Source organism: Haematobacter massiliensis (genome assembly GCF_000740795.1).
GTDB classification, from domain to species: Bacteria; Pseudomonadota; Alphaproteobacteria; order Rhodobacterales; family Rhodobacteraceae; genus Haematobacter; species Haematobacter massiliensis.
Map to the genome: position 1 here is coordinate 12,626 of NZ_JGYG01000019.1, position 24,519 is coordinate 37,144.

The 24,519-nt window shown below is 65.5% G+C and carries 25 protein-coding genes and 2 pseudogenes; 17 read left to right on the forward strand and 10 right to left on the reverse strand.

The features are described 5' to 3' along the window. The first annotated feature begins 166 nt into the window (after positions 1 to 166). The 4 genes from CN97_RS17800 to CN97_RS17815 are packed head-to-tail and all read left to right on the forward strand — an operon-like array spanning position 167 to position 6,209. Complete coding sequence (locus CN97_RS17800; protein ID WP_035714351.1) at positions 167 to 847, forward strand: SOS response-associated peptidase; 681 nt, start codon at positions 167 to 169, stop codon at positions 845 to 847. Then, positions 837 to 1,439 carry an ImuA family protein gene (locus CN97_RS17805; RefSeq protein WP_051911417.1) on the forward strand — a complete coding sequence of 201 codons (603 nt, stop codon included), beginning with the start codon at positions 837 to 839 and terminating at the stop codon, positions 1,437 to 1,439. The genes CN97_RS17800 and CN97_RS17805 overlap by 11 nt, the downstream gene beginning before the upstream one ends. Continuing rightward, positions 1,366 to 2,865, forward strand: a complete 1,500-nt coding sequence (locus tag CN97_RS17810) for a Y-family DNA polymerase (RefSeq protein WP_035714353.1) — start codon at positions 1,366 to 1,368, stop codon at positions 2,863 to 2,865. The genes CN97_RS17805 and CN97_RS17810 overlap by 74 nt, the downstream gene beginning before the upstream one ends. Continuing rightward, positions 2,862 to 6,209 (forward strand): error-prone DNA polymerase, encoded by a 3,348-nt coding sequence (locus tag CN97_RS17815; RefSeq protein ID WP_035714354.1) that lies wholly within the window; start codon positions 2,862 to 2,864, stop codon positions 6,207 to 6,209. The genes CN97_RS17810 and CN97_RS17815 overlap by 4 nt, the downstream gene beginning before the upstream one ends. 48 nt (positions 6,210 to 6,257) lie before the next feature. On the opposite strand, the gene CN97_RS17820 is transcribed toward CN97_RS17815, so the two are convergent. Beyond that, positions 6,258 to 6,722 carry a hypothetical protein gene (locus CN97_RS17820; protein WP_248700119.1) on the reverse strand — a complete coding sequence of 155 codons (465 nt, stop codon included), beginning with the start codon at positions 6,720 to 6,722 and terminating at the stop codon, positions 6,258 to 6,260. Between the two features lie 107 nt (positions 6,723 to 6,829). Beyond that, entirely contained in the window at positions 6,830 to 7,234 is a 405-nt protein-coding gene (locus CN97_RS17825; RefSeq protein WP_035714356.1) for a single-stranded DNA-binding protein, read from the reverse strand. Between the two features lie 425 nt (positions 7,235 to 7,659). On the opposite strand from CN97_RS17825, the gene CN97_RS17830 reads away from it, so the two are divergent. Continuing rightward, positions 7,660 to 7,980 carry an H-NS histone family protein gene (locus CN97_RS17830; RefSeq protein ID WP_035714358.1) on the forward strand — a complete coding sequence of 107 codons (321 nt, stop codon included), beginning with the start codon at positions 7,660 to 7,662 and terminating at the stop codon, positions 7,978 to 7,980. 102 nt (positions 7,981 to 8,082) lie between these two features. On the opposite strand, the gene CN97_RS17835 is transcribed toward CN97_RS17830, so the two are convergent. Further along, entirely contained in the window at positions 8,083 to 9,426 is a 1,344-nt protein-coding gene (locus CN97_RS17835; protein WP_035714359.1) for an ATP-binding protein, read from the reverse strand. Next, positions 9,423 to 9,914 (reverse strand): annotated as a pseudogene (locus CN97_RS17840) (response regulator transcription factor); the annotation flags it as partial. The pseudogene CN97_RS17840 and the gene CN97_RS17835, both read right to left, overlap by 4 nt. Positions 9,915 to 9,977: 63 nt before the next feature. Here CN97_RS17840 and CN97_RS17850 point away from each other — a divergent pair. Then, positions 9,978 to 11,125 (forward strand): IS3 family transposase gene (locus CN97_RS17850; RefSeq protein ID WP_088217562.1). Its coding sequence is split into 2 segments (ribosomal slippage): positions 9,978 to 10,254 and positions 10,254 to 11,125, totalling 1,149 coding nucleotides; the frame shifts between segments, so codons are not numbered across the junction. Positions 11,126 to 11,155: 30 nt separating this feature from the next. Here CN97_RS17850 and CN97_RS17855 read toward each other — a convergent pair. Next, positions 11,156 to 11,326: pseudogene (locus tag CN97_RS17855) on the reverse strand (DNA-binding response regulator); the annotation flags it as partial. 152 nt (positions 11,327 to 11,478) lie between these two features. Between CN97_RS17855 and CN97_RS17860 the strand changes: the two are divergent. The 8 genes from CN97_RS17860 to CN97_RS17895 all read left to right on the forward strand — a co-directional run bounded on the left by CN97_RS17860 (position 11,479) and on the right by CN97_RS17895 (position 19,260). Continuing rightward, the gene (locus tag CN97_RS17860) at positions 11,479 to 11,787 is read left to right on the forward strand and encodes a PepSY domain-containing protein (protein ID WP_035714370.1); all 309 of its coding nucleotides are present in this window, start codon (positions 11,479 to 11,481) and stop codon (positions 11,785 to 11,787) included. Beyond that, entirely contained in the window at positions 11,780 to 12,430 is a 651-nt protein-coding gene (locus CN97_RS17865) for a cytochrome b/b6 domain-containing protein (protein WP_051911419.1), read from the forward strand. The genes CN97_RS17860 and CN97_RS17865 overlap by 8 nt, the downstream gene beginning before the upstream one ends. Positions 12,431 to 12,596: 166 nt before the next feature. After that, a complete protein-coding gene (locus CN97_RS17870) occupies positions 12,597 to 12,974 on the forward strand; it encodes a hypothetical protein (protein WP_035714373.1) in 378 nt (125 codons plus the stop codon). Between the two features lie 59 nt (positions 12,975 to 13,033). Further along, the gene (locus tag CN97_RS17875; protein WP_035714375.1) at positions 13,034 to 13,501 is read left to right on the forward strand and encodes a DUF2271 domain-containing protein; all 468 of its coding nucleotides are present in this window, start codon (positions 13,034 to 13,036) and stop codon (positions 13,499 to 13,501) included. A gap of 12 nt (positions 13,502 to 13,513) precedes the next feature. Further along, positions 13,514 to 15,715, forward strand: a complete 2,202-nt coding sequence (locus CN97_RS17880; protein ID WP_035714378.1) for a PepSY domain-containing protein — start codon at positions 13,514 to 13,516, stop codon at positions 15,713 to 15,715. Further along, positions 15,696 to 16,676 carry an FAD:protein FMN transferase gene (locus CN97_RS17885; RefSeq protein WP_035714381.1) on the forward strand — a complete coding sequence of 327 codons (981 nt, stop codon included), beginning with the start codon at positions 15,696 to 15,698 and terminating at the stop codon, positions 16,674 to 16,676. Before CN97_RS17880 ends, CN97_RS17885 begins: the two co-directional genes overlap by 20 nt. Before the next feature lie 5 nt (positions 16,677 to 16,681). Beyond that, positions 16,682 to 18,562: a heavy metal translocating P-type ATPase gene (locus CN97_RS17890; protein ID WP_035714384.1), complete on the forward strand. Its 1,881-nt coding sequence runs from the start codon at positions 16,682 to 16,684 to the stop codon at positions 18,560 to 18,562. Then, the gene (locus CN97_RS17895) at positions 18,559 to 19,260 is read left to right on the forward strand and encodes a VIT1/CCC1 transporter family protein (RefSeq protein ID WP_035714385.1); all 702 of its coding nucleotides are present in this window, start codon (positions 18,559 to 18,561) and stop codon (positions 19,258 to 19,260) included. The genes CN97_RS17890 and CN97_RS17895 overlap by 4 nt, the downstream gene beginning before the upstream one ends. Before the next feature lie 285 nt (positions 19,261 to 19,545). Here the strand turns inward: CN97_RS17895 and CN97_RS17900 are convergent, their stop codons facing one another. Next, complete coding sequence (locus CN97_RS17900) at positions 19,546 to 20,406, reverse strand: PhnD/SsuA/transferrin family substrate-binding protein (protein ID WP_035714387.1); 861 nt, start codon at positions 20,404 to 20,406, stop codon at positions 19,546 to 19,548. A gap of 130 nt (positions 20,407 to 20,536) precedes the next feature. On the opposite strand from CN97_RS17900, the gene CN97_RS17905 reads away from it, so the two are divergent. From CN97_RS17905 to arsH, 3 genes are read left to right on the forward strand one after another with little or no spacing between them, the layout of a single operon-like run. After that, positions 20,537 to 20,860 carry an ArsR/SmtB family transcription factor gene (locus tag CN97_RS17905; RefSeq protein WP_035714390.1) on the forward strand — a complete coding sequence of 108 codons (324 nt, stop codon included), beginning with the start codon at positions 20,537 to 20,539 and terminating at the stop codon, positions 20,858 to 20,860. Then, positions 20,857 to 21,876, forward strand: a complete 1,020-nt coding sequence (arsB, locus tag CN97_RS17910; protein WP_035714391.1) for an ACR3 family arsenite efflux transporter — start codon at positions 20,857 to 20,859, stop codon at positions 21,874 to 21,876. Before CN97_RS17905 ends, arsB begins: the two co-directional genes overlap by 4 nt. After that, complete coding sequence (gene arsH, locus CN97_RS17915) at positions 21,873 to 22,589, forward strand: arsenical resistance protein ArsH (protein WP_035714394.1); 717 nt, start codon at positions 21,873 to 21,875, stop codon at positions 22,587 to 22,589. Before arsB ends, arsH begins: the two co-directional genes overlap by 4 nt. On the opposite strand, the gene CN97_RS17920 is transcribed toward arsH, so the two are convergent. From CN97_RS17920 to CN97_RS17935, 4 genes are read right to left on the reverse strand one after another with little or no spacing between them, the layout of a single operon-like run. Continuing rightward, on the reverse strand, positions 22,575 to 22,985 hold the full coding sequence (locus CN97_RS17920; RefSeq protein WP_035714395.1) for an OsmC family protein: 411 nt from the start codon (positions 22,983 to 22,985) through the stop codon (positions 22,575 to 22,577). The two genes, arsH and CN97_RS17920, sit on opposite strands and share 15 nt — an antisense overlap. Next, positions 22,985 to 23,212: a thioredoxin family protein gene (locus CN97_RS17925; protein WP_035714398.1), complete on the reverse strand. Its 228-nt coding sequence runs from the start codon at positions 23,210 to 23,212 to the stop codon at positions 22,985 to 22,987. The genes CN97_RS17920 and CN97_RS17925 overlap by 1 nt, the downstream gene beginning before the upstream one ends. A 14-nt stretch (positions 23,213 to 23,226) precedes the next feature. Further along, on the reverse strand, positions 23,227 to 24,225 hold the full coding sequence (locus CN97_RS17930; RefSeq protein ID WP_035714400.1) for a permease: 999 nt from the start codon (positions 24,223 to 24,225) through the stop codon (positions 23,227 to 23,229). Next, positions 24,222 to 24,512: an ArsR/SmtB family transcription factor gene (locus CN97_RS17935; RefSeq protein WP_035714403.1), complete on the reverse strand. Its 291-nt coding sequence runs from the start codon at positions 24,510 to 24,512 to the stop codon at positions 24,222 to 24,224. Before CN97_RS17935 ends, CN97_RS17930 begins: the two co-directional genes overlap by 4 nt. Positions 24,513 to 24,519: the final 7 nt, after the last annotated feature.

The window sequence follows — 24,519 nt, forward strand, 5'->3', positions numbered from 1 at the left end:
AGCCATCAACCCGTCGCGAAAGCAACCGCCCTTCCCTAACTCTAAGAGCCAAATCCTCAGATCAATGAGCGGACCTCGGTACCATCCGAGCACGGCCTTCCAACAGAGAGAATGTTCTGGCAATGTTCCGGATCATCCCTTCCGTCCCGATTCCACGGACCCGTCCATGTGTAATCTCTATTCCCAGACCAAGAGCCAGGATGCGATGCGGCATGTCTTCGACGACATGCGCGCGGGTGACGAGGAGCTGATCGACGACGCTGGCAACCTGCCGCCGATGGCGGGGATCTTCCCCGACTATCCCGCGCCGATCATCCGGAACGGACCGGGCGGAGGCTGGCAACTGACCAAAGCACGCTGGGGCATGCCGACACCGCAGGTGTTTCTGGCAGGCAAGCGCACCGATCCTGGCGTCACCAACATCCGCAATGTGGCCTCGGCCCATTGGAGACGCTGGCTCGGGGTGGAGCATCGCTGCCTCGTGCCCTTCACCACCTTTTCCGAGATCGACAGCCGCCCGGGCGCACCCCGCAACCATCCGGTTTGGTTCGCGCTTGGCCAGCATCGCCCCCTGGCCTTCTTCGCGGGCATCCGCACCGAATGGACCTCGGTGCGCAAGCTGAAGGAGGGCGAGGTAACGGCAGAGCTGTTCGGCTTTCTGACCTGCCCACCCAATGCCGAGGTTGCGAAGATCCATCCCAAGGCAATGCCGGTGATCCTGACCAGGCCCGAGGAGTGGCGGCGATGGCTGACTGCACCGGTGGCCGAGGCCTTGCCGCTGCAACGCCCCCTGCCCGACGGGACGCTGCAGATCGTGGCGGAGGGAGTGCGGGAAGATGCAGCCTGAGACCTTGCGCCCTGAACTGCCCCCCACCGATGCTTTCGATCTGCGCGGGCGACGTGTGCATGAGGCCGAAGGCCGCGGTCGCCGAAGTTTTGCGCTGTTTCAGGCGGTGCGGCATCCCGGCCCGCTGGTCTGGATCCTGCCCGCCCATGTGCCGGAACTGCCGATGCTGCGCGGATTGCCGAAAGGTGTCGGCGAACGGCTGCATCTGTTCCGGCCCGAGGGCGAAACCGATCTCTTGTGGTGCATCGAGGAGGCACTGCGCTCGGCTCCCGTCGGCCTCGTCATCGCCGAACCGGAAAAGCCCCTGTCGCTGACCGCCGGGCGCCGCCTGCAACTGGCGGCCGAAGCCGGGGGGACCACCGGCCTGATGCTGATCCGCGAAGGCGCGGGCAGCAATGCCACCGAAACGCGCTGGGCCTGTGCCCCCGTCGCAAGCCCGGCGGCGGACTCGACTCTGCATTGCTGGACCCTTAATAAGAACAAAAAGGGAACTTTCGGAAGTTGGATTGTGAACTGGAATGGCGCGACGGCTGCTGTCCATCTGGTTTCCGAGGCTGGCCAGCGACATCAGCCTGCGGAACCGCCCGGTTGAAGGGCCCCTTGCCCTGAGCCTGCGCTCGGGCAATACCGATCATCTGCATTGCCTGAACCCCGCCGCCATGGCCCGCGGCCTGCATCGCGGCATGGCACTGGCCGATGCCCGCGCGATCTGTCCCGATCTTGCCATACGCCCCGCTGATCTGGCGCGTGAGGCGGCGGCGCTGGCGTCCTTGCGCCGCTGGGCCAGCCGCTATGCCCCCATGATTGCCACGGATGGCGCGGACGGGCTGATGGCCGATATCTCGGGCGTGCCGCATCTGTTCGGCGGCGAAGCCGGTTTGCGCGAGGACTTGCACGCGCGGCTGACGCGGGCGGGCCTGCATGCGGAAAGCGCCATCGCCGGAACCCGTGGCGCCGCCCATGCACTGGCCCGTCACGGCGGCGGCATCGTGCCTGATGGGCGACTGATCGAGGGGATCGGTCGCCTGCCGGTGACAGCTCTAAGAGTGGATCCTGAAACGGCCGATGCGCTGGCGCGGGTGGGTCTCTCACGCATTGCCGATCTGGCGCATTTGCCGCGCGCGCCTCTGGCCCGCCGCTTCGGGCAAGGGCTGGTTCTTCGGCTGGATCAGGCGCTTGGGCAGCGCGACGAGCCCGTGGCAGCGAAACCGGACGCCCCGCATTTCGGGGTGCGGATGACACTCCCCGAACCGATCGAACTGCAATCCGATGTCATGGCGGGGCTGGAACGCCTGCTGGACCGGCTCTGCGCCAAGCTCGCCCAACATCAGATGGGTGCGCGCCGGGTCCGGTTGGAGCTGCGCCGCGTTGATCGCCAATCTGCACAGGTCGAGATCGGTCTCGCCCGCCCGATGCGCGATGCGGCCCGCATCGCTGCGCTGTTTGCCAAGGGCGTGGACGAGGTGGATGCCGGTTTCGGCATTGATGCCCTTCGCCTGACTGCCCCGGTGACAGAGGCCCTTGCGCCGGAACAGATTGGTGGCGGCCAGGCGATCCGGCACGACGATGCGTTGGCTGATCTTCTGTCCTCTGTCGGCAACCGCATCGGCTTTGACCGGGTGCTGCGGCTGTTGCCTGCAACCAGCCTGATCCCTGAGCGCAGTTTCCTCTTGGCCCCGGCTGCTTATTCCGCATCCGAACCGATCCCGCATCGCGGGGGGGCGGCGCGGCCGATCTCCCTGTTTCCGCCCGAGCCGGTGACCGCCGCCTCGGGCAACCCGCCCGCGAGTTTCCATTGGCGGCGCATGCGCTTCACCACGCTGCGCGCGCTGGGCCCAGAACGCATCACGCCGGAATGGTGGTTCGACGATCCCGCCTGGCGGTCGGGCCTGCGCGATTACTGGCGGATCGAGACACGGGAAGGGCCGCGGCTCTGGTTGTTTCACACCCCGCAAACCCCGGCCTGGCCCGCGCCCGGAGGGGCGCAGAACTGGCACGTACAGGGGGAGTTCGCATGATTCCCTACGCCGAACTTTGCGTCACATCGAACTTCACCTTCCTGACCGGCGCCTCGCATCCCGAGGAACTGGTCACGCGGGCGGCAGAACTGGGGCTGAGTGCCATCGCCATCACCGACCGCAATTCGGTGGCAGGCGTGGTGCGGGCCTTCTCCGCGCTGAAGGAACTGGCGCGTCTGCGCGACGAGGCGCGGACCGCGGCGGCAGAGGCGGGCCCAATCATCCGCTCGCAGCGCGTGACGGACCATTCCAGCCGCCAGACCGTGCCGCATTTCACCGGACAGACTGATGCCCCCGCCATGTCGGACGCCCCGCTGCCGAAACTGATCGCCGGGGCGCGTCTGGCGCTGACTGACTCCGCCGTGGAATGGCTGGCCCTGCCCACCGATCTTGCCGCCTGGTCGCGCCTGACCCGGCTTCTGTCGATTGGCAAGCGGCGCGCGGCCAAGGGCGAATGTCACCTGCAACGCGCCGATCTGGTCGAATGGGGCAAGGGCATGGTGCTGATCGCCCTTTCGCCCGACCCGCTGGACGATCCCGGCCCGAAAAGCACCCGCGGCGATCTTCGCGCCATCGGTCGCGCCTTCCCTGGTCAGTGCTTCCTGGGGGCCGCCCCACACTATGACGGCCGGGATCAGATCCGTTTCGACCAGATCGGCATTCTGGCGCAGGAGGTGAGCCAGCCGATGGTCGCTGTGGGCGATGTGCTGATGCACCGTTCCGCCCGTCGCCCCCTGGCCGATGTGCTGACCTGCATGCGCCTTGGCTGCACAATCGACGCCATCGGCGAACACCGGCTGGCAAATGGCGAGCGCCGCCTGAAATCCGGCGCCGAAATGGCGAAGATGTTTCACCGCCACCCCGCCGCGCTGCGCCGCACGCTGGAGATTGCAGACCGTTGCGCCTTTCGCCTCAGCGACCTGCGTTATCAATATCCCGATGAAGCCGAGAACGAGCCCGCGCAGGACCGGCTGGAACGGCTGGCGCGCGAAGGTCTTCACTGGCGCTATCCCTCTGGTCCGCCGCCAAAGATCGTGCATCGCGTGGAAAAGGAACTGACCCTGATCCGCGAGGTGGATTACGCCCCCTATTTCTTGACCGTCCACGACATCGTGCAGTTCGCCAGATCGAAGGGCATCCTGTGTCAGGGACGGGGTTCGGCCGCCAATTCGGTGGTCTGCTATCTTCTGGGCATTACCGAGGTACCGCCCGAGAGCATCACCCTGATCTTCGAGCGTTTCATCTCCAAGGAGCGGGGCGAACCGCCGGATATTGACGTCGATTTCGAACACGAACGCCGCGAGGAGGTGATCCAGTGGATCTATGAGCGCTACGGCCGCGAGCGTGCCGGGCTGACGGCGACGGTGATCCATTTCCGTAGCCGCGCCGCCATCCGCGAGGTCGGCAAGGTGATGGGGCTGAGCCAGGACGTGATCGCCCGACTTTCCGGGCAAATCTGGGGCTGGTCTTCCGCCGCACCCGGCGAGGATCGCTTGCGCGACGCAGGTCTTTCCCTCGCGGACCGCCGCGTGCAACTGGCCGTGCAACTGATCGGCGAGATCGTCGGCTTTCCCCGCCACCTTTCGCAACACGTGGGCGGCTTCGTCATCACCAAGGGCCGTCTGGATGAACTTTGCCCGATTGAAAATGCGGCGATGGACGACCGCACCATCATCGAATGGGACAAGGACGACATCGATGCGCTTGGTCTCCTGAAGGTCGACATCCTTGCGCTTGGCATGCTGACCTGCATCCGCAAGGCCTTTGCGCTTCTGGAGGAGCATCGCGGGCAGCAGCTGACGCTGGCCAATGTGCCGCCCGAAGACCCGCCGATCTACGATATGCTCTGCCGCGCTGATGCCATCGGGGTGTTCCAGGTCGAAAGCCGGGCGCAATTGAACTTTCTGCCCCGGATGCGGCCGCGCAAATTCTATGACCTGGTCTGCGAGGTCGCCATCGTCCGCCCCGGCCCGATTCAGGGCGGCATGGTGCATCCCTTCATCAACCGCCGGATGGGGCGCGAAAAGGTCGAAGATCTCGGTCCCGCGATGATGGAAGTTCTGGGCCGTACATACGGCGTACCGCTGTTTCAGGAACAGGCGATGCAGATCGCCGTCGTCGCCGCAGGCTTCACACCATCCGAGGCCGACCGTCTGCGCCGGTCACTTGCCACCTTCAAACGCATGGGCACCATCGGTTCGTTTCGCGAGCGATTTGTCAGCGGCATGCTGGCGCGCGGTTATGACGCCGATTTTGCGGCGCGCTGCTTTGCCCAGATCGAGGGCTTCGGCAGCTATGGCTTTCCCGAGAGCCACGCCGCCAGCTTTGCGCGGCTGGTCTATATTTCCGCCTGGCTGAAATGCCATCATCAAGCGGTATTCACCTGCGCGCTTCTGAATTCGCAGCCGATGGGCTTCTATGCACCGGCGCAACTGGTTCGCGACGCCCGCGATCATGGGGTGGAGGTGCGGCCCATTTCGGTCAACCACTCGTTCTGGGACTGCACGTTGGAACCGCGCCCCGATGGGGCGCTGGCCCTGCGGCTCGGCTTCCGGCGGATCAAGGGGATGAGGGAAGAGGACGCCTCCTGGATCGCCGCCGCGCGTGGCAATGGCTATCCCGATGTCGAAAGCCTCCGGCGCCGGGCTGGCCTGCACTCCGATGCGCTGGAACGGCTCGCCGAGGCCGATGCTTTCGCCGCCCTTGGCCTGACCCGCCGCGATGCGCTCTGGGCCGCCAAGGCACTGGAAGCCCCCGCTCCTCTGCCGCTGTTCGGGCCTGATGGTGAAGGTGGCAATGAGCCCACCGTCACGCTGCCGCAGATGACCTTGGGCCAGGAGGTGATCGAGGATTACCTCTCGTTGCGCCTATCCTTGCGGGCGCATCCAATGGAACTGCTGCGCCCGCGCCTCCCTGAAAGCCTGCCGCATGACCGGCTGGCACAGGCCAAGGGGCGCATCACCGTCACCGGCCTTGTCATCACCCGACAGCGGCCCGGCACGGCTTCGGGCGTGATCTTCCTGACGCTGGAAGATGAGACCGGCACCGCGAATGTGGTCGTCTGGAAGAAGGTCTACGAGACCTTCCGCAAGGCGGTGATCGCCGGGCGGCTCGTGCGCGTGACCGGCCGGATCGAGCGCGACGGCCCGGTCACCCATCTGATCGCCGAGAGAGTCGAGGATGTTTCACCCCTGCTGGCCACTCTGGGCCGCCCTGTCCTGATCGACGCCAATGACGGTCGCGCCGATGACACCGATCGCACCGTCGGTGGCAGCGTCAGGTCCACCGCCCGCCATCCGCGCGAACAGGCGAAGAAACTGTTTCCCAGCCGGGATTTCCACTGAGCGTGACGCCCAAAGATTTACCGGCGGACGCAGCCCGAAGAGGTGAATTCAGGTTGAGCTCAGGTCGCTTTGAAATTTGATTGAGCCCAGAAACTTCGCGTCCAACTCCGGATCATCCCATTTGCCAGCAACCGTCATCCAGCGATCAATGAGCGTCATGAATTCTGGATCATCGCAGTTCATGTGAAACGTGTAGAGCCGATTGACGATCTGGCGCATCAGGTCCCGCATCTCATCGTCGTCGATATGTGATACATCCGCCCAAGGGATTTTGCGGCCATCGGCGTCAACCACGAACACATCCGAATAGTCACCTGCAAGCGTGACCGGAACGACACCTGCATGGACGATCTCGAGCCTGGTATTGCGCACGCACATCATGGCCATGATCTTGGCCAAGCTCGCTGCAATCCGGTCTTTGTCTTCTGGTTTCATATGCAAAACGTAGCGGAGCAAAGACGATGCGACCAGATGTTTGAAAGGACTGCAGCAGCGAAAGCTGAGATGCCGCATCTAAGTCACCGCTCTTGGAAACGCGCTTCATCGGCTTTCCGATGTTAAGCGCCGCAAAGCCGAAACCCGACGGGTCTCCCCGCCGGGCCCGAGGGTAGACCCCGTTCTCAGAACGGGATCTCTTCGTCGCGGTCAACCAGCTCGGGATTTTCGTTCTCGGCCGACTTCGGGCGGCTCAGGAAGTCGACCTTCTCGGCGATGATCTCGCAGCCGTAGCGGTCGTTCCCCATGCTGTCGATCCACTTGGTATAGTGGATGCGGCCGTGGACGAGGACCTTCATGCCCTTTTCGCAATGCTCCGCGACCGTCTTGCCGAGACCGTTGAAGCAGGTGATGCGGTGCCATTCGGTGTCCATGACCCGGTAGCCATTTTCGTCGCGCAGGACGCGACCTTCCGAGAGGCGGGGGCGGGAGGTGGCGAGGCTGAAGTTGGTGATCTTGGTGCCGCCCTGGGTGGTGCGGGCTTCGGGGGTCTGACCGATGTTGCCGGCGAGGATGACGATGTTCTGCATGGTAAGCTCCTGTGTGTCCTGTCTTCGGGACCGTCCCTTCGACAAGACCCGGAAAAAGCCCGTCGGGTGACGCGTGCACGGTGGACGGAACGGACACAGGAAACCCCCAGAGGACCGGGGTGGAGCGGGCAGCCCCAAAGGGGCAACACGGCCCGGACTGACGCGGGGTTGCGCGCAGGAGCCCGAACGGGATTAGGGGATTGTCAGTCGAAGGGATGGCCCAGAAGACAGAGATGCGCGGGGAGCCCATGCCAGACCCTGTCACCTCGCCCATCGGGACAGCCTGACCCCCAGTTCAACACCTCCCTGGCAGCGGAAACGGCGATCACCAGCCTTTGCCACCCCTGCCCTTGCCTTCCGGCAGTTGCGGCAGCCTGCCGCGACGGGCTATCGATGCCGGGACATTTAGGACACGGACCGCATCAATGGCTGATTATGATCTCGAGGCACTGTCGCTCAACGAGCTGAAGAAAATGCAGAAGGACGTCGCCAAGGCGATTTCCACATTCGAGGATCGGCAGAAGGCGGAAGCCCGCGCCAAGGTGGAAGCCCTTGCCCGGGAGATGGGCTACTCCCTGGCCGAGCTTGTCGGCACCGAGACGAAGTCCGCGCGTGCGCCAGCCGCGGCGAAATACCGGCATCCTGAGAATCCGGCGCTCACTTGGTCTGGCCGCGGGCGTAAGCCGCAGTGGTTCGTTGAGGCACTGTCTGCCGGGAAAACGGCAACCGATTTGGCAATGAATTGACCTAGCCCAGTTGCGTCGGGCTACTTGGTCAATACACCATCAATCGAGTGATGTGCGTAAAGCAGGCTTTCAGCTCACCGCATGACGCCTGAATGACTCTGACTAAGGATTCAAAACGCCTGTTCCGGTCGGTGACAGTCGTGCCTCGAACCCCGAAGCCCGGCCTTCGCGAGGCGACCTGAGTTCGAGTGGACTTCCAGACCTTTCGGCAATCGTTGCGACAATGGCCAGCCCAAGACCGCTGCCCTCGCTATCGGACCGGGCGCGCTCGAACCGGTGCGTCAGGCGAGCGAGGTCCTCAGCGGGCACGACCGGGCCGTCGTTGGCGACGATCAGCGTTCCGTCATTTGCAAGCGAGACCTCCACAGGAGCTTCGGCTTGTCCATGGCGCAAGGCATTCTCGATCAGATTGCGCAAGACGATCGCGAAGGCGTCGGGGTCCAGATCCGACATGACGGCGCTTGCCGGAAGCGTGAGGAGGATGCGCCCAGGCTCGACCCCTCGCGCGAGATCGTCGACGATCAGCCGGGCCACGGGGCGCAGATCGGCCGCGATGTCGCGGCGCAGGCGGCCGCCCTCGGCGCGGGCCAGTTGCAGCAGGCGTTCGGAGAGGCGGGTCAGGCGTTTGAGCGTGGCCTCGATCTCGCCCGCACGGGCCTTGGCATCGGCGTCGCGCGTTTCGGCCTGCAGCCTTTGCGCCTGTGCGATGGCACCGGCCAAAGGCGTGCGAAGTTCATGCGCGGCATTGGCCGCAAAGCTGCGTTCCGCTGCGAAGGCCGCGTCCAGCCGCCCCAGAAGGCCGTTCATCGTATCGGCGAGGGGTGCGATTTCGGTAGGCAGATCCTCGCCGGCAACGGGGCTCAGGTCGCGCGCGCCTCGCGCCGACAGGCGGTCGCGGAACTGGCGCAGAGGCGTAAGGCTGGCGCGGACGGCCAGCACGATGGCCAGAAGCGCCACCGGCAGCACGATCAGCAGCGGCAGGCCAAGACCCATCTGTATCTCGCGCGCTACGCTGGCGCGGTGGGCCAGCGGTTCGGCGACGGTGATGCGGATCGTGCCCTGCACGGCCTCGTCGCTGTAGAGCCGATGCGTCGCCGTCTGGTGGAAGCCGATCCCGTCCCAAGCCGGAAATACGCCCGGGTCGGCGGCATGGGATTGCAGCAGGATGCGCCCTTGGTCATCCCGCACGATGTAAGTGAAGAACTCGTCATGCTCGCGAATGGCAGCAAGGCGCTGGCTGATGCCCGCCTCCTCGCGGTTCAGGATATCAACGACAGCGAGTGGCAGGATGCGCTGTGCGGTTTCCTGCAGGGCGGAATCGAACACCTCTTCGATCTCGCTCCGCGCGATCAGCGCCGTCACACTGGCCGCGAGCACCCAAAGCACCGTCAGAGCAACGCCCAGCCAGAGCCCCAGGCGACCCTGAAGGCTGCGCGGCGCCCTCATGCGCGGCCCAGACGGTAGCCGAGGCCGCGTTCCGTCTCGATCACCTCCGCCCCCAGCTTCTTGCGCAGGCGGCTGACATGGACCTCGATCGTGTTGCTCTCGATCTCGGCGCCGAAGGCATAGAGCTTGTCCTCGAGCTGGGCCTTGGACAGAAGCTGGCCGGGACGGGACAGGAACGCCTCGAAAAGCGCCCATTCGCGGGCGGTCAGGGTAACCGGGCGGCCGTCGCGATGGATGCTGCGAGCGGCCAGGTCAATCTCCAGCGGCCCGTGGGTGACGATGGGGTTGGGGTTGCCGGCATAGCGGCGCGCGACCGACCCGATGCGGGCGGAGAGTTCCGCAAGGTCGAAGGGTTTCACAAGATAGTCGTCGGCCCCTGCGTTCAGCCCTTCGATCCGGTCGCTGATCTGGTCGAGCGCGGTCAGGATGATGACGGGCGTCACATCTCCCTTGGCCCGCAGGCGGCGCAGGAACGGGATGCCGCGGCCTGAGCTGCTGCCGGTTTCGTGGACACGAAGATAAGATCGTGACCAAGGAACCGGAGAGTGGATATGACGAGACGGAAGTTCAGCCGTGAGTTCAAGATCGAGGCCGTAAGGCTGGTGACGGACCGGGGCGTTGCGGTGGCGCAGGCCGCCCGTGACCTGGATGTGGCCGAGAGCGTTCTGCGGCGGTGGATGCGGGAACTGACCGCGACACCGGCGACGGCGTTTCCCGGGAACGGGCAGATGCGGGCCGATCTGGCCGAGATTGCAGCCCTGAAAAAAGAGGTCGCCCGGCTCCGTGCGGAGCGTGACATCCTCAAGAAAGCGGCCGCTTTTTTCGCGCGGGAGGCGACATGAGGTTCGCCTTCGTCGCCAAACACCGCCACATCTGGCCCGTCAGCTGGCTGTGCGAAGTGCTGGATGTGTCGCGATCCGGCTTCCATGCTTGGCTCAATCGCCCGTCCAGCGCCCGCGAGATCCAAGATGCCAAGCTCGTCACGGCAATCGAGACGAGCTTCAAGGCTAGTGACCGGACCTATGGCGCCCGCCGCGTCTGGCGCGATGTTCTGGAGGAAGGCCTGGCCTGCGGCCTTCACCGGATCGAACGGCTGATGCGGAGCAATGCCTTGCGGGCGAGGCCCAAACGCCGTGGCAAGCCGAAGGATGACGGCGAGCGGTCGGTCATAGCCGACAACATTCTCAACCGCGACTTCCAGGCTGAACGACCGAACCAGAAATGGCTGGCCGACTTCACCTACATCTGGACCGCAGAAGGCTGGCTCTACGTCGCGGCCGTCCTTGATCTGTATTCACGGCGTGTCGTCGGTTGGTCCATGAAGGCCGACCGGGATGCCTCACTGGTCATGGACGCGCTGATGATGGCCGTCTGGCGACGTGGAAAGGCCGACGCGCTGCTTCATCATTCGGACCAGGGCTCTCAATACACAAGCGAGCAGTTTCAACGGCTTCTGGCGGATAACGGCATCACCTGTTCGATGAGCCGGGCCGGAAACGTCTGGGACAATTCCGCGATGGAGAGCTTCTTCTCGTCGTTGAAGACCGAACGCACAGCCCGCAAAGTCTACCGCACCCGCGACGAAGCCCGTGCCGACGTGTTCGACTACATCGAGCGCTTCTACAATCCGCGCAGACGACATTCGAAACTCGGCTACCTCAGCCCCATGGAATTCGAGGCCCGCGCTATGCTAGCTTAACCTGCTGTCCACGAAACCGGCAGCAGCTCAGCCATCGGGCAGCATCAGGTCCAAGAGCACCAGATCGAAGCTCGCCCCGGCCAAGGCGTCGGTGGCGGCGTCCAGCCGCTGGACCCAGTCGACCGAATGGCCATCAGCGGCGATCTGGTCGCGTACGGCGGCGCCCAGAACCATGTCATCTTCGATCAGCACTATGCGCATGGTCTTATGCCGTCCCATTTGCCCCGGGTTGGTTTGCTTCTGACCCTCTCTCCTGACAGCAGACTGAAGCCCAGGCTCAGCCGTCTTCAGGCTGCCGTCAGCTTCGGCGCGCATCACATCATCCAGATTGGCCGTAACCCGGAGTGTGGCCCATGCGAAAGACGCTGACAATTCTTGCTTTTCTGACGGTCCTGCCGGCCGGTGCCGCACTGGCTGACGATGATTGCTTCGTGCCGATGGCCGATTGGCAACCGCGCGAGGCGGTGGCCGAGTTCGCCCTCGCGCAAGGCTGGGAGGTGCGCCGCATCAAGATCGACGACGGCTGCTACGAGATCGACGGTCGCGACGCGACGGGCCGCGCCATCGAGGTCAAGCTCCATCCCGGCACGCTTCAGATCGTCGAATTCGAGTTCGAGGATGACAGTGACGATGATGAACGCGAGGGGCAGGAAAATGACTGACCATCTTTCCGTGCAGACCAAGGACGCCACCACCGTACGCGTCTGGGACCCTCTGGTCCGCGTCTTTCACTGGGGCCTCGTGGCCGCTTTTGCGACGGCCTGGCTGACGGCCGATGAGGTGCAGCCCATCCATGAAGTGGCGGGCTACACGGTTGCAGGCTTGGTGGCCTTGCGGCTGATCTGGGGATTTGCCGACAGCCGCTATGCGCGTTTCACGCAGTTCGTGAAGGGCCCGGGGGCAACGCTCGCCTATCTGGGGTCCATGCTGCGCAGGCAGGAACCCCGCTACCTCGGTCACAACCCGGCGGGGGCGGCGATGATCGTGGCGCTTTTGCTGACGCTGTCGGGCACGGCCTTCACCGGCTGGCTGATGGCCGAACCCGACCGCGTGGCGATGCTGCCCGCCTTGCCGCAGATCGTGTCGCCCGCCTGGGCCGACGATGATGGCGATGAATACGGCGAGGGGGGCGAGGCCGAGGGCCCGCTGAAGGAGGTCCACGAGACGCTGGCCAACCTGATGCTTCTGTTGGTCGCGGCGCATGCCGCGGGGGTCGTCTTCGCCTCGATCCGCCACCGCGAGAACCTCGCCCGCGCCATGATCACGGGCGACAAGCGCGCCCCTGAGCCCGGCGACATCACCTGACCCTGTTCCCTGACCACGCCTGTCCCTCGTGGTCCGACTGGCCCCGCCCTGTCTCGGCGGGGCCTTTTTCTTCCTGACGCCAAGCTGAAGCAGAAAGCGGGATGGCGTCAGGAACGGCTCAGGTCCGGCGCCCAGATTGCCAGCATCAGATCCAAGGAGACCATGCATGACATCCCGACTTTCCCTTCTTTTCGCATCGACGGCGCTCGCAGCGGCTCTCGGCCTGCCGGCCCTCGCCGCGATGCAGACCCAAGGCAGCGCCCAAAATGCGTGCAGCGGCGTTTGCGAAGCCGTGTTCAACGCGGACGGCCAGCCCGTGCCCCTCATCCGTGTAAGCGGAGACGATGACGACGATGATGACGGCGGATGGTTCCGTCGCGGGCACGAGGACGATGATGACGACGAGGACTGCGACGATGATGATGATGATGATGATGATGACTGCGCCGGCACCCTCGGCAACCCTGCGCCCGCAGGCACCGTCGCACCCCCGGCAAATGGGCTCTTCGGCAACGGCGCGCCGCCCGTGGCCGTGACCAACTGATCCCGGTTCTCGCGCGCCCTGCCCATGCGGGGCGCAGATCATCACCGAAAGGACATCCGATGAAATCCCTTCTCGCGACGCTTGCCCTGACCACCGCGCTGACCCTGCCCGGGCTGGCAATGGCCCGGCCCGTGACACTGACCACCACGATGAACAGCTATGGCGGCGATGGCGCCTATCTGGCGCTGTATGTCACCGATGCCGCGGGCGCCTATGTCGGCAGCCTGTGGATGGCGGGCGGCAAGTCGAAATACTACGAGCACCTGAGCGACTGGTATGCCGCCACCGGGGGCGACCCTGCCCAGATCAACGGGATCACCGGGGCCAGCGTGGGCGCGGGCCGGACGCTCGAGATCACGCTGGATCTCGCTGATGCGCTGTTCGATGCGGGCTACACGCTCCACATCGATGCGGCGGTCGAGGACATGCGCGACAGCCCCAACGAGATCGCGGTGCCGCTGACGACAGCGGGTGCGGGCGTGGCCGTGCAGGGCCGCCGCTACATCGCCAGCTTCGTCTATCAGTAAGGGGACGAACCGATGATCCGCGCGCTGCATCGCTGGCCGGGGCTTCTGGCGCTTGTTCTTGTGACCGTTCTCGCACTTAGCGGTGCGGCGCTGTCGGTCTTTCCCATGGCCGAACGGCTGGCCGCCCCGCAGGCCGTCGCAGAGCAAAGCGTGGCGGATCTGGCCGCCCGCCTGGCCGCCACCCACCCGGGGCTTGAAGAAATCCGCCGGTCCCCCGCGGGCACCATCACCGCATGGTGGTTCGACGGCGGCACGCCCGGATCGGCGGTGATCGACCCCGCGACCGGGGCAGATGTCGGCTCGGCCGATCCTAACGGGATGGAACGCTGGCTGACCAACCTCCACCGGTCGCTGTTTCTGGACGATGCCGGGCGGTTGGTGATGGCGGCGGGCGCTGCCGCGATGCTGGTGCTGACCCTGTCGGGGGCGGCGCTGGTCGCGCGGCGCACAGGCGGTTGGCGGCGCTGGTTCGCGCGGCTGCGCGGGCCTCTGGCCGGGCGTCTGCATGTGGAACTGGCGCGCGTCGCCGTCCTGGGCCTTGCCCTGTCGGCGGCCACCGCGCTCTGGATGACAGCATCAACCTTTGACCTCTTGCCCGATGGGGCGGCACGCCCCGCCGACCCTGCGGTGGTCAGCGGACAGATGGCCTTCCCGCTGGACCAGATGGCCGCGCTGCAGGATGTGCCTGTCGACGCCTTGCGCAAGCTGAGTTTTCCCTATGCAGGCGATGCGCAGGATATGTTCACCCTCTCCACCGATGCAGGCACCGGCCTGATCGATCAGGGGACCGGCGAACTTCTGTCCTGGGCGGACCTGACGCCATGGCAGCAGGTCTCGGAAACCGTCTACATGCTGCACACCGGTCAGGGTGCGGCGACCTTCGGGCTGGTCCTCGGCCTGATCGCGCTCAGCGTCCCGGTGATGGGGGCAACCGGCACATTGATCTGGGCCGCTGGACGGCGGGGTCGGCCCCGGCTGCGCGACAATGCGCCCGCGGGCCGGGCGCAGACGGTGATCCTTGTCGGCTCCGAAGGCGGCAGCACCTGGGGCTTCGCCGCGACGCTGGCGCGTGCCCTGCGGGATGCAGGTCAGGCGGTCCACATCGCGCCGATGTCGGCCTTTGACCCCGCGCGCCACCCACGGGCGGAGCGGTTCCTGATCCTGGCCGCCACCTATGGCGAAGGCAACGCGCCCGCGTCCGCGCAAGGCTTCCTCGACCGGCTGGCGCGCATGCCCCCGACCGCGGCCCTCGCCGTGCTGGGCTTCGGTGACCGCAGTTTCCCGGCCTTCTGTGCCTATGCGGCAGAGGTTGAGGCCACCGCACGCGCCAACGGCTGGGCCACCCTCCTGCCCATGGACACAGTGGACCGCCAGTCGCCGCAGGACTTCGCCCGCTGGGGCCGGGCTTTGGGGCAGGCCATCGGAATCACGCTGGAACTCGACCACCAGCCCGCCCGCCCCGAGGCGCATGGCCTGACCCTGATCTCGCGCCGCGACTATGGCGAGGCGGTGCAGGCCCCGACTTCGATCCTGCGCTTTGCCTTGCCCAAGGCGACCCTTTGGGAGCGGCTGACGGGCCGGGGCTTTGCAGGGTTTCAGGCGGGCGACCTTCTGGGCATCCTGCCCGAAGGCTCGGCCGTGCCGCGCTTCTACTCGCTGGCATCGGGCAGTCGCGACGGCTTCGTCGAGATCGTGGTGAAGAAGCACCCGGGGGGCCTGTGTTCCGGCCAGTTGCTGGCGCTGGAACCGGGTGACGCCGCCCAGGCCTTCCTGCGGCGCAATCCGGGCTTTCATGCAGGCCGAGGCCGAGCACCCCTGATTCTGATCGGGGCGGGAACCGGGATCGGGCCGCTGGCCGGGATCATCCGCGCCAATGCCCGTCGCCGTCCGGTGCATCTCTTCTTCGGGATGCGGCACCCGGACAGCGATTTCCTTTACGGTGACGATCTGGCGGCCTGGGCTGACGAAGGACGTCTGACGCGGCTTTCCACCGCCGTCTCGCGCGGAGCGCAGCCGCATTATGTGCAGGATGCCCTGCGGGCCGAGGCCGCGCAGGTGGCCGAGGCAATCCGGCAGGGTGCAAGGATCATGGTCTGCGGTGGGCGTGACATGGGTCGCGGCGTGGCCCGTGCGCTGGAGGATATCCTCGCGCCCTTGGGCTTGACGCCCGCGATGCTCAAGGCCGGAGGCCGCTATGTCGAAGATGTCTACTGACAGGGTCCGCCACGCCCTGAACGGCCCGACCATGGGCACACGGTGGAGCGCGCTGTTCTTTGCGCCACCGGGGTTCGACCCCGCCTCGGTACAAGCCGCGCTTCAGGCTGCGGTGGATGCCGTCGATGCGCAGATGTCGACCTGGAAGCCCGACAGCGACCTGATGCGCCTGAACGCCGCGCCAATGGGGGCATGGCAGGACATTCCCGCCGATCTGGCGCGGGTGCTGACCCTCGGGCTTGCCATCGGCCGCGCCTCGGGCGGGGCCTTCGACATCGGCATGGGCGATGCCGTGCGCGCCTGGGGCTATGGCCCGGCAGCAGCCGATCCGCAGGCCATTCACGACGCAATGCAGGCCCCCCGCCGCCCGGCCCATGAGGCGCTGGAACTGGACGGCAACCGGGTGCGCAAGAGTGCCCCCATCTCGCTGGACCTGAACGGCATCGCCAAGGGCTACGGGGTGGATCGTCTGACGCAGGTCCTGCACGACCACGGTATCCGCGACGCCCTCGTCGGAATCGACGGCGAGATGCGCGCCACAGGCCTGCGTCCAGATGGTGGCCCCTGGACCATCGCGGTCGAGGCCCCCGACCCTCACTGCCGCGCGCCCCATTCCATCCTGACGCTTCAGGACGCCGCCGTTGCGACCTCGGGCGATTATCGCCACCGGGTCACGGTGCACGGGCGTGATCTGTCCCACACGATGGACCCCGCGCGCGGTGCACCGCTTCTCGCGTCCCCTGCATCCGTCACTGTGATCGCTCCCACCTGCGCCGAGGCGGATGCCTGGGCGACGGCACTGATGGTGAAGGGTGTCGATGCAGGCGCAAACCTTGCGCAGCAGGCGGGGCTCGACGCGCTGTTCCTGACGCGCGATGATACGGGTGTCGTTCAAGGCATTGGCGTTGGCAAAGTATTTTCGAACACGTCCGCGGCGACGGCCCCGGCCGCTGGAGATTGACAGCTTTGGATCATGCTCAGACAGACAGGCTAAAGACACTGCTCCTGGTCATCGCCTTGGCAGGTCTGGTGACCGGGCTCGGGCTGCATTTCGGCGGGCGCTCCGACCTGGCGCAGACCGTGTGGTTCGCGGGCGTCGTGCCGGTGTTGGCCGCGCTGGTCATCGAGATCATCCGCAGCCTCGCGCGCGGAGAAGTAGGCCTCGATATCGTCGCCGCCCTGTCGATGTCGGCCGCGCTGACCTTTGGCGAGACGCTGGCGGCAGCGGTCGTCGCCGTCATGTATTCGGGCGGCACGTTTCTGGAAAGCTTTGCCGAGGGGCGAGCGCGGCGCGAGATGCGCGATCTTCTGTCCCGCGTCCCGCGCACCGCCACGCGCCACCGCAATGGCGGACTGGAGGAGGTGGCGCTCGAGGCCATAGCGCCAGGTGACCGCCTGCTGATCCGGCAGGGTGATGTCGTGCCGGTGGACGGGCGCATCACCTCTGCCACCGCCTTCCTTGATACCTCGGCGTTGACGGGGGAGTCCCTGCCGGTGCGCCTCGACCGTGGGGCCGAGGCGATGAGCGGCTCGACTAACGCGGGCGATGCCTTCGACCTGACCGCCACGCGCGAGGCGAAGGACAGCACCTATGCCGGGATTGTCCGGCTGGTCGAGGAAGCGCAGGCCTCCAAGGCTCCCATGGCGCGGCTCGCGGACCGCTGGTCGCTGGGGTTTCTGGCCGTCACCATTGCCATCGCCTTCGCCGCCTGGTGGTTCACGGGCGATCCGATCCGCGCGGTCGCCGTGCTGGTCGTTGCCACGCCCTGCCCCCTTATCCTCGCCGTACCGGTGGCGCTGGTGGCAGGGCTAAGCCGGGCGGCGCATTTCGGGGTGCTGGTCAAAGGCGCGAAGCCACTCGAGGCGATGGCGCGCATCCGCACCCTGATCCTCGACAAGACCGGCACCCTGACCGACGGGCGCCCGCAGATCGTCAGTATCGACAGCCATGACGGGATGGTGGCTGACGACATCCTGCGCTATGCTGCGGCGCTGGATCAGGCATCAAAACACCCCGTCGCGCAGGCCATCGTGGCTGCAGCAAGGGACCGGGGTCTCACCCTACCCATCCCCGAAGATGTGGCTGAAATCCCAGGCGAAGGCGTCATCGGTTTCATCGACGGACGGCAAGTCATCGTCGGGGGCGATGGTTTCGTCGCGGGGCGCGTGGGCCGTTTGTCGGGTGATCACCCGGAACTGGCGGCAGGGTCGGTCATGGTGGCCGTGGCCGTCGAAGGCCGTTTGGCGGCGCATCTGGTCATGTCCGACCCCCTCCGCGAAGGGGCAGCCGAGATGCTTGCCAGCCTGCGGCAGCAAGGGGTTGCGCGCATCCTCTTGGCCACCGGAGATCGGGCCGAGGTTGCGGCGCGGGTGACGGAAGGACTGGGCCTTGACGGCATCCGGGCGGGCCTGACCCCGGACGAGAAGGTGCTGCTGGTCCTGACCGAACACAAGAACGGCCCGGTGATGATGGTGGGCGACGGCGTCAACGACGCCCCTGCACTGGCTGCCGCCGATGTGGGCGTCGCCATGGGCGCACGCGGGGCGGCGGCAAGTGCCGAGGCGGCCGATGTGGTTTTACTGGTGGACCGGGTGGACCGCATCGCGCCGGGGATCGAGATCGCCCGCCGGTCGCGCCGGATCGCGCTCGAAAGCGTGGTCGCAGGCATCAGCCTGTCGGTTCTGGGCATGATCGCTGCGGCCTTTGGCTACCTGACCCCGGTGCAAGGGGCGCTGCTGCAGGAGGCGATCGATGTGGCCGTTATCCTGAACGCATTGCGCGCCCTGCGCATTTCACCCGCGGGCCTCACAGCACCGCAAACCCGTATTGAAGGAGTTCCCGCATGAGCCGCCTGTCCCATTCCGAAATACATATGGTGCACCGCATCGGATGGTTGCGCGCGGCGGTGCTCGGCGCGAATGATGGCCTTGTATCAACCTCCAGCCTCGTCGTGGGCGTCGCCGCAGCCGGCACAGGGCGGACGGAAGTACTGATCGCGGGCCTCGCCGGGCTGGTGGCTGGAGCCATGTCGATGGCGGCAGGCGAATACGTCTCGGTCAGTTCGCAGACCGATGCCGAGCAGGCCGACCTTGCCCGCGAGAAGAAGGAGCTTGCTGAGACGCCTGATGCCGAACTCGAGGAACTGACCCGAATCTACGAGGCGCGCGGGCTGACCCGCGATTTGGCCGAACAGGTTGCCGTTCAGCTGACCGAACGCGATGCGCTTGGTAGCCACGCGCGTGACGAGCTTGGAATATCCGATACCGTCACCGCCCATCCGATCCAGGCAGCCCTCGTATCAGCCATGACCTTTGCCGTGGGTGCTGTGGTCCCGCTTCTGGTGGCCATGCTTGCTCCGCCAGCGCAAATTGTGCCTTTCGTAGCCATCGCGACACTCCTGTCGCTCGCCATCCTGGGCGGTCTTGGCGCGACTGCTGGCGGCGCCGGCATCCTGCGAGGCGCAGTGCGGGTGACGTTCTGGGGTGCCCTTGCCATGGCCGCGACTGCGCTGGTCGGATCGATTTTCGGCGTCACCGTTGGATAGGCACAACCGCCAGGAGAGATGCCAACCACAGGCAGTGGCAAGTTACAGCCATGCGCTCTTCGGAACGGCCTCGCGGGTCACTCGGACGGCGATAGGATGGGCCGAGGGCCACGGACAGGCCCTCGACATGCAATCTTGCGGTCTCGGAAAGGCGGGCGTCCTGCACCCGGCCAAGCGCAGACAGGACGCTTTGGCTCGCCAGAAATCCGAGCAGGATCATAAGGCCAGCCATCACCAGCGGCACACGCAGGGTCACGGGCAGGTCGCGAAAGCGCGGCAAGGGTCTCATCCCCCCGACAAGACAGCCATGCGGGCGGCGATCCCGTCGAAGAGCGCGTCCTCCCCCGGCTCGATCGCATCCAGGCTCAAGAGTTTGAGGGCCTCCCTCCCCTGCGCTGTGGCTGAAAGACCCAGTAGCGCGGCCCTGCAGGCCATCACAGATGGCTCATCCATGCGATCTGCCTTGGCCACCATCGGGGGAAAGCCCAACCACTCCGAGCGCACAATGACCTTTGTCCGTGCTGTCAGATCCGGTTCAGCGGAACTGAGCGCTTCCCAGACGTAGCCATCGACGCTGCCGGATCGGGTCAGGCCGCCTGCCACCGACCGGACCACGTTGCGGTGGCCGTAGGTGAAGATGACGCGTGAAAAGAACTGGTCCGGGGTTTGGCCGTCCCGCGCGAGGTCCGACGCAGTGACGAGGAAACCGGAGTTGCTATCAGGATCCGAAAAGGCGTGAGCACCGCCACGCAGGTCCGAGAGCGCGGTCGCGGGATCGTCCTGGGCAACGATGAGATAGGACTGGTAAAGCGGCTGCCCTCGCCAGACGGGTACGCCGAGCAGCGAAAATTCGGCCTTGTGCTGAAGATAGGGATAGCCGCATGTCCAAGCGGCATCCACGGAACCGTCGAGAAGCGCGCCCGAGATCTCCTGATAAGTCCGTCGCTGGACAAGCTCGATGTCTTGGCCCATGCCTTCGGCCAAAGCAGCGCGAAGGGCAGAAATGACTGCCGCGTCGTTGTCGAGAAAGACTGGCGTCAGAGCAAATCTGAAGGGTGCCGGGGCTTGAGCCCAGCCTCGACTCACAACAAAGGGCGCGGCCGCGGCAGCCAGCCCCATCAGCAAAGCGCGACGCCTGCTTTTCATCCGTTTCCTCCCGGAGCGCGTCTCCCTCGCGCCGCCTACGATCTCAAGTGCCACAAACTTGCTTGTCCGATGGCGGATGAAATCGTAAATCGACGATATACGGAAAGGGATCGGCTTGGAAAGCGCGCAGATGGCAACGGACGAAACAACGACGGCCGCCTTGGCAAAGGCCCTCGCACATCCGGCGCGGATCCGGATCCTTCGATTGCTTCAGGCAACTCCGGGCTGCATTGGCGGCGATATCGTGGGCGCAGTCGGCCTTGCTCAGTCAACGGTGTCGGAACACCTACGTATCCTCAAGTCCGCTGGCGTTATCACAGGCGAGATCGACGGACCCCGGGTTTGCTATGCGCTGAACCCGGCGTCATTGGCCCCGCTCGCCGACTTGATAATGGGTCTCACCCCTCCGGCCGAAGGGGCATGCTGCATTCCCGTAAGGAAAGAACCTGCATGAGCCTGTTCGAACGCTGGCTGACTATCTGGGTCGCCCTTTGCATCCTCGCGGGGCTCGTGCTTGGGAACCTATTGCCCGGACTGTTCGCCGCTCTGGCAGGGCTGGAATATGCCTCGGTCAACCTGGTCGTAGCCGTGCTGATCTGGGCGATGGTCTATCCGATGATGATCGCCATCGACTTCGGCTCGCTCAAGGATGTCGGGCGGCGGCCGAGGGGGCTGGTCATCACGCTGGTCATCAACTGGCTGATCAAGCCGTTCACGATGGCGGCGCTTGCGGTTCTATTCTTCAACCACGTCTTTGCCGGGCTGATCGATCCAGCCAAGGCGCCGGAATACATTGCGGGGCTGATCCTGCTGGGCGCCGCGCCCTGCACGGCGATGGTCTTCGTCTGGTCGCAGCTGACGAAGGGCGATCCGAACTACACGCTGGTGCAGGTATCCGTGAACGACCTGATCATGGTCGTAGCCTTTGCGCCGATCGTGGCGTTCCTGCTGGGCGTGACCGACATCACCGTGCCGTGGGAAACGCTGATCCTGTCGGTCGTCCTCTACATCGTGATCCCGCTGATCGCCGGTGCGCTGACGCGGCGGGCCCTGATGGCGCGGGGGAGCGAAGCGGCGGTTTCGGAGTTCACCGCGCGTATCAAACCCGGGTCCGTCCTCGGCCTGCTCATGACAGTGGTGCTGCTCTTCGGCTTCCAGGGGCAGGTGATCATCGCCCAGCCGCTGCTGATAGCGCTGATTGCCGTGCCGATCATCATCCAGTCCTACGGCATCTTCGCGCTCGGCTATGCCTGGGCCTTTGCGTGGAAACTGCCCCACAAGGTCGCTGCCCCCTGCGCCCTGATCGGTACATCGAACTTCTTCGAACTGGCTGTGGCTGTGGCCATCGGCCTCTTTGGCCTCAACTCCGGTGCCGCGCTCGCCACGGTCGTGGGCGTGCTGGTCGAGGTGCCGGTGATGCTGACGCTGGTCGCCTTTGCCAACCGTACGCGCGACAGTTTTCCGGCATGAGTGATACGCCCAACATAGACGAAGCCCTGTTTCCAGGTATCGACGGCGACCGTCTGTTTGCGCCTCCGCAGTCCACCCATCCATCGCGTATCCTGATCCTTTATGGCTCACTCCGGGCCCGCAGCTTTTCTCGGCTGGCAGCCGAAGAGGCCGCCCGTATCCTGACCCGGCTCGGGGCCGAGGTCCGGCTTTTCAACCCCTCTGGTCTGCCGCAGGTCGATGACGGCGTGGATGCGACACATCCCAAGGTGCGCGAGTTGCGAGACCTCACCGCCTGGTGCGAGGGGATGGTCTGGTCCAGCCCCGAACGCCACGGGGCGATGACCGGCTTGATGAAAACTCAGATCGACTGGATCCCGCTTTCCGAAGGGGCGGTTCGGCCAACCCAAGGCAAGACGCTGGCGGTCATGCAGGTGTCGGGCGGATCGCAAAGCTTCAACGCGGTCAACCAAATGCGCGTCCTCGGCCGCTGGATGCGGATGCTGACGATCCCCAACCAGTCCTCGATCCCGAAAGCGTTTCAGGAGTTCGACGAGGCCGGGCGCATGCGGCCTTCGCCGCTCTACGACCGGATCGTGGATGTGATGGAGGAGCTGATGAAGTTCACCCTGCTGACGCGCGACCGGGCAGATTATCTCGTGGACCGCTATTCCGAACGCAAGGAAAGCGCCGAGGCCCTGATGAAGCGCGTGAACCTGTCAGCCGCGACCTGAGGCACGGCGCAGCGTGCCTTCCAGCGGCACGGCCCGCGATAGAGTGTTCGAGATAGTGCCGTATTTCAGGACGTTGCGGTGCAAGAGGTCCAAGCGCTGCTCGGTCTCGGCACTGTCCACGACGATCTGGTAGCGGATCAGGGTCAGCTTCGGTGGCGCATCCTGGCGCACGGCTTCCAGCCGCACCTCGGCCCCGTCGATCTGGAAGTGCAGCATCGGCGTCACCCGCTCGATCCCTTTCAGCATGCAGGCCGCTAGGGCCGACAGCAACAGTTCCACCGGGTTCATCGCATCGCGCCGCCCCGCCAGATCGGTGTCGAGCGTGACCTCGGCCTGCTTGGCGGTGGCCAGGCTGCCATGCGCGTCGATGCGGCGGGCGTGGACGCGATACTCCATCAGAGGAGCCGCCCGATTTCTTCGGCGCTCAGCACCTTGCCGGTCGAGACGACTTTCTCGTCCACCACCAGTCCCGGCGTCGACATCACCCCATAGGCGGCGATTTCGGCGAAGTCGGTGACCTTGACGATCTCGGCCTCCTTGCCTGCCGCCGCTGCCGCGGCCTTGGCGTTTTCGCCCAAGGCCACGCATTTCTTGCAGCCCGAGCCGAGGATCTTGATGATCATGATGCGGTCCTTTCTCAGATGAACCAGTTGGAAATCGCGTTGAAGATCAGCCCGATGGACAGGATGCCAAGGGACACGACACCGGTGAAGGTGACCAGGAGCGGCATCTTCACCACACGCTTGAGCATGATGAGCGAGGGCAGAGACAGCGCCGTCACCGCCATCATGAAGGCCAGCACCGTGCCAAGGCCCACTCCCTTGCCCACCAGCGCCTCGGCAATCGGCAGGGTGCCGAAGATGTCGGCATACATCGGAATGCCCACCAGCACCGCCACCGGGACCGACCACCACTTGTCCTGCCCCAAGAGGGCCGAGATCACCTCGGCCGGCACCCAGTTGTGGATCGCCGCCCCGATACCCACGCCGATCAGCACATAGGGCCAGACCCGGTGGACGATCTCGACAACCTGATCCTTGGCATAGGCCAGCCGTTCGGCCCGCGTCATCGTCGCGGCCTCGCCGGTCACGGGCACAGTGCGGACGAAGGCCGCCACCTGATCCTCCATCCCCAGCCGCCCGATCACCGTGCCACCGACGATGGCCACCACCAGCCCGACAACGACATAGGCCAGCGCAATGGGCCAGCTGAAGATCGAGGCCAGCAGGATCACCGAGGCCAGATCCACCAGCGGCGAGGAGATAAGGAAGGAGAACGTCACCGCCAGCGGCAGGCCAGCGGCAGTGAACCCGATGAAGAGCGGGATCGACGAGCAGGAACAGAATGGCGTCAGCGTGCCCAGAAGGGCCGCGAGCGTATTGGCGCCTAGGCCGGATCGTCCGCCCAGCATGGCGCGGGTGCGTTCCGGTGGGAAATGGCTTTGGACATAGGAGATGGCGAAGATCAGCACCGAGAGCAGGATGAAGATCTTGATCACGTCATAGACGAAGAACTGCACTGACCCGCCGATCCGCGAGGCAGGGTCGAGCCCGATGGCCGCCACGCCCGCGCCCACCAGATCGTTGAGCCAGGTCATCCGCAGCAGCTGGTCGTTCAGCCAGCCGAACACGCTCATGCCGCCCGCTCCGTAACCATGATCGGCCGCTCGAGGGCAGCGTCAACAAGGCGGGCGAGTGCCAGCGGCAGGTCCGGGTTGATCCGGTAGCGCACCCATTGCGCGTCGCGCCGGTCCAGCACCAACCCAGCCTGCTTCAGCACCAGCATGTGCCGCGACATCCGGCTTTGGGTTGCACCCAGCTTCCGCATCAGCTCGCAGACGCAATGCTCCGACCCGTCCGCCAGAAGGCGCATGGCTTCAAGACGGGTCGGTTCGGCAAGGGCGGACAGAACGGCTAGTATCATTTGCGGT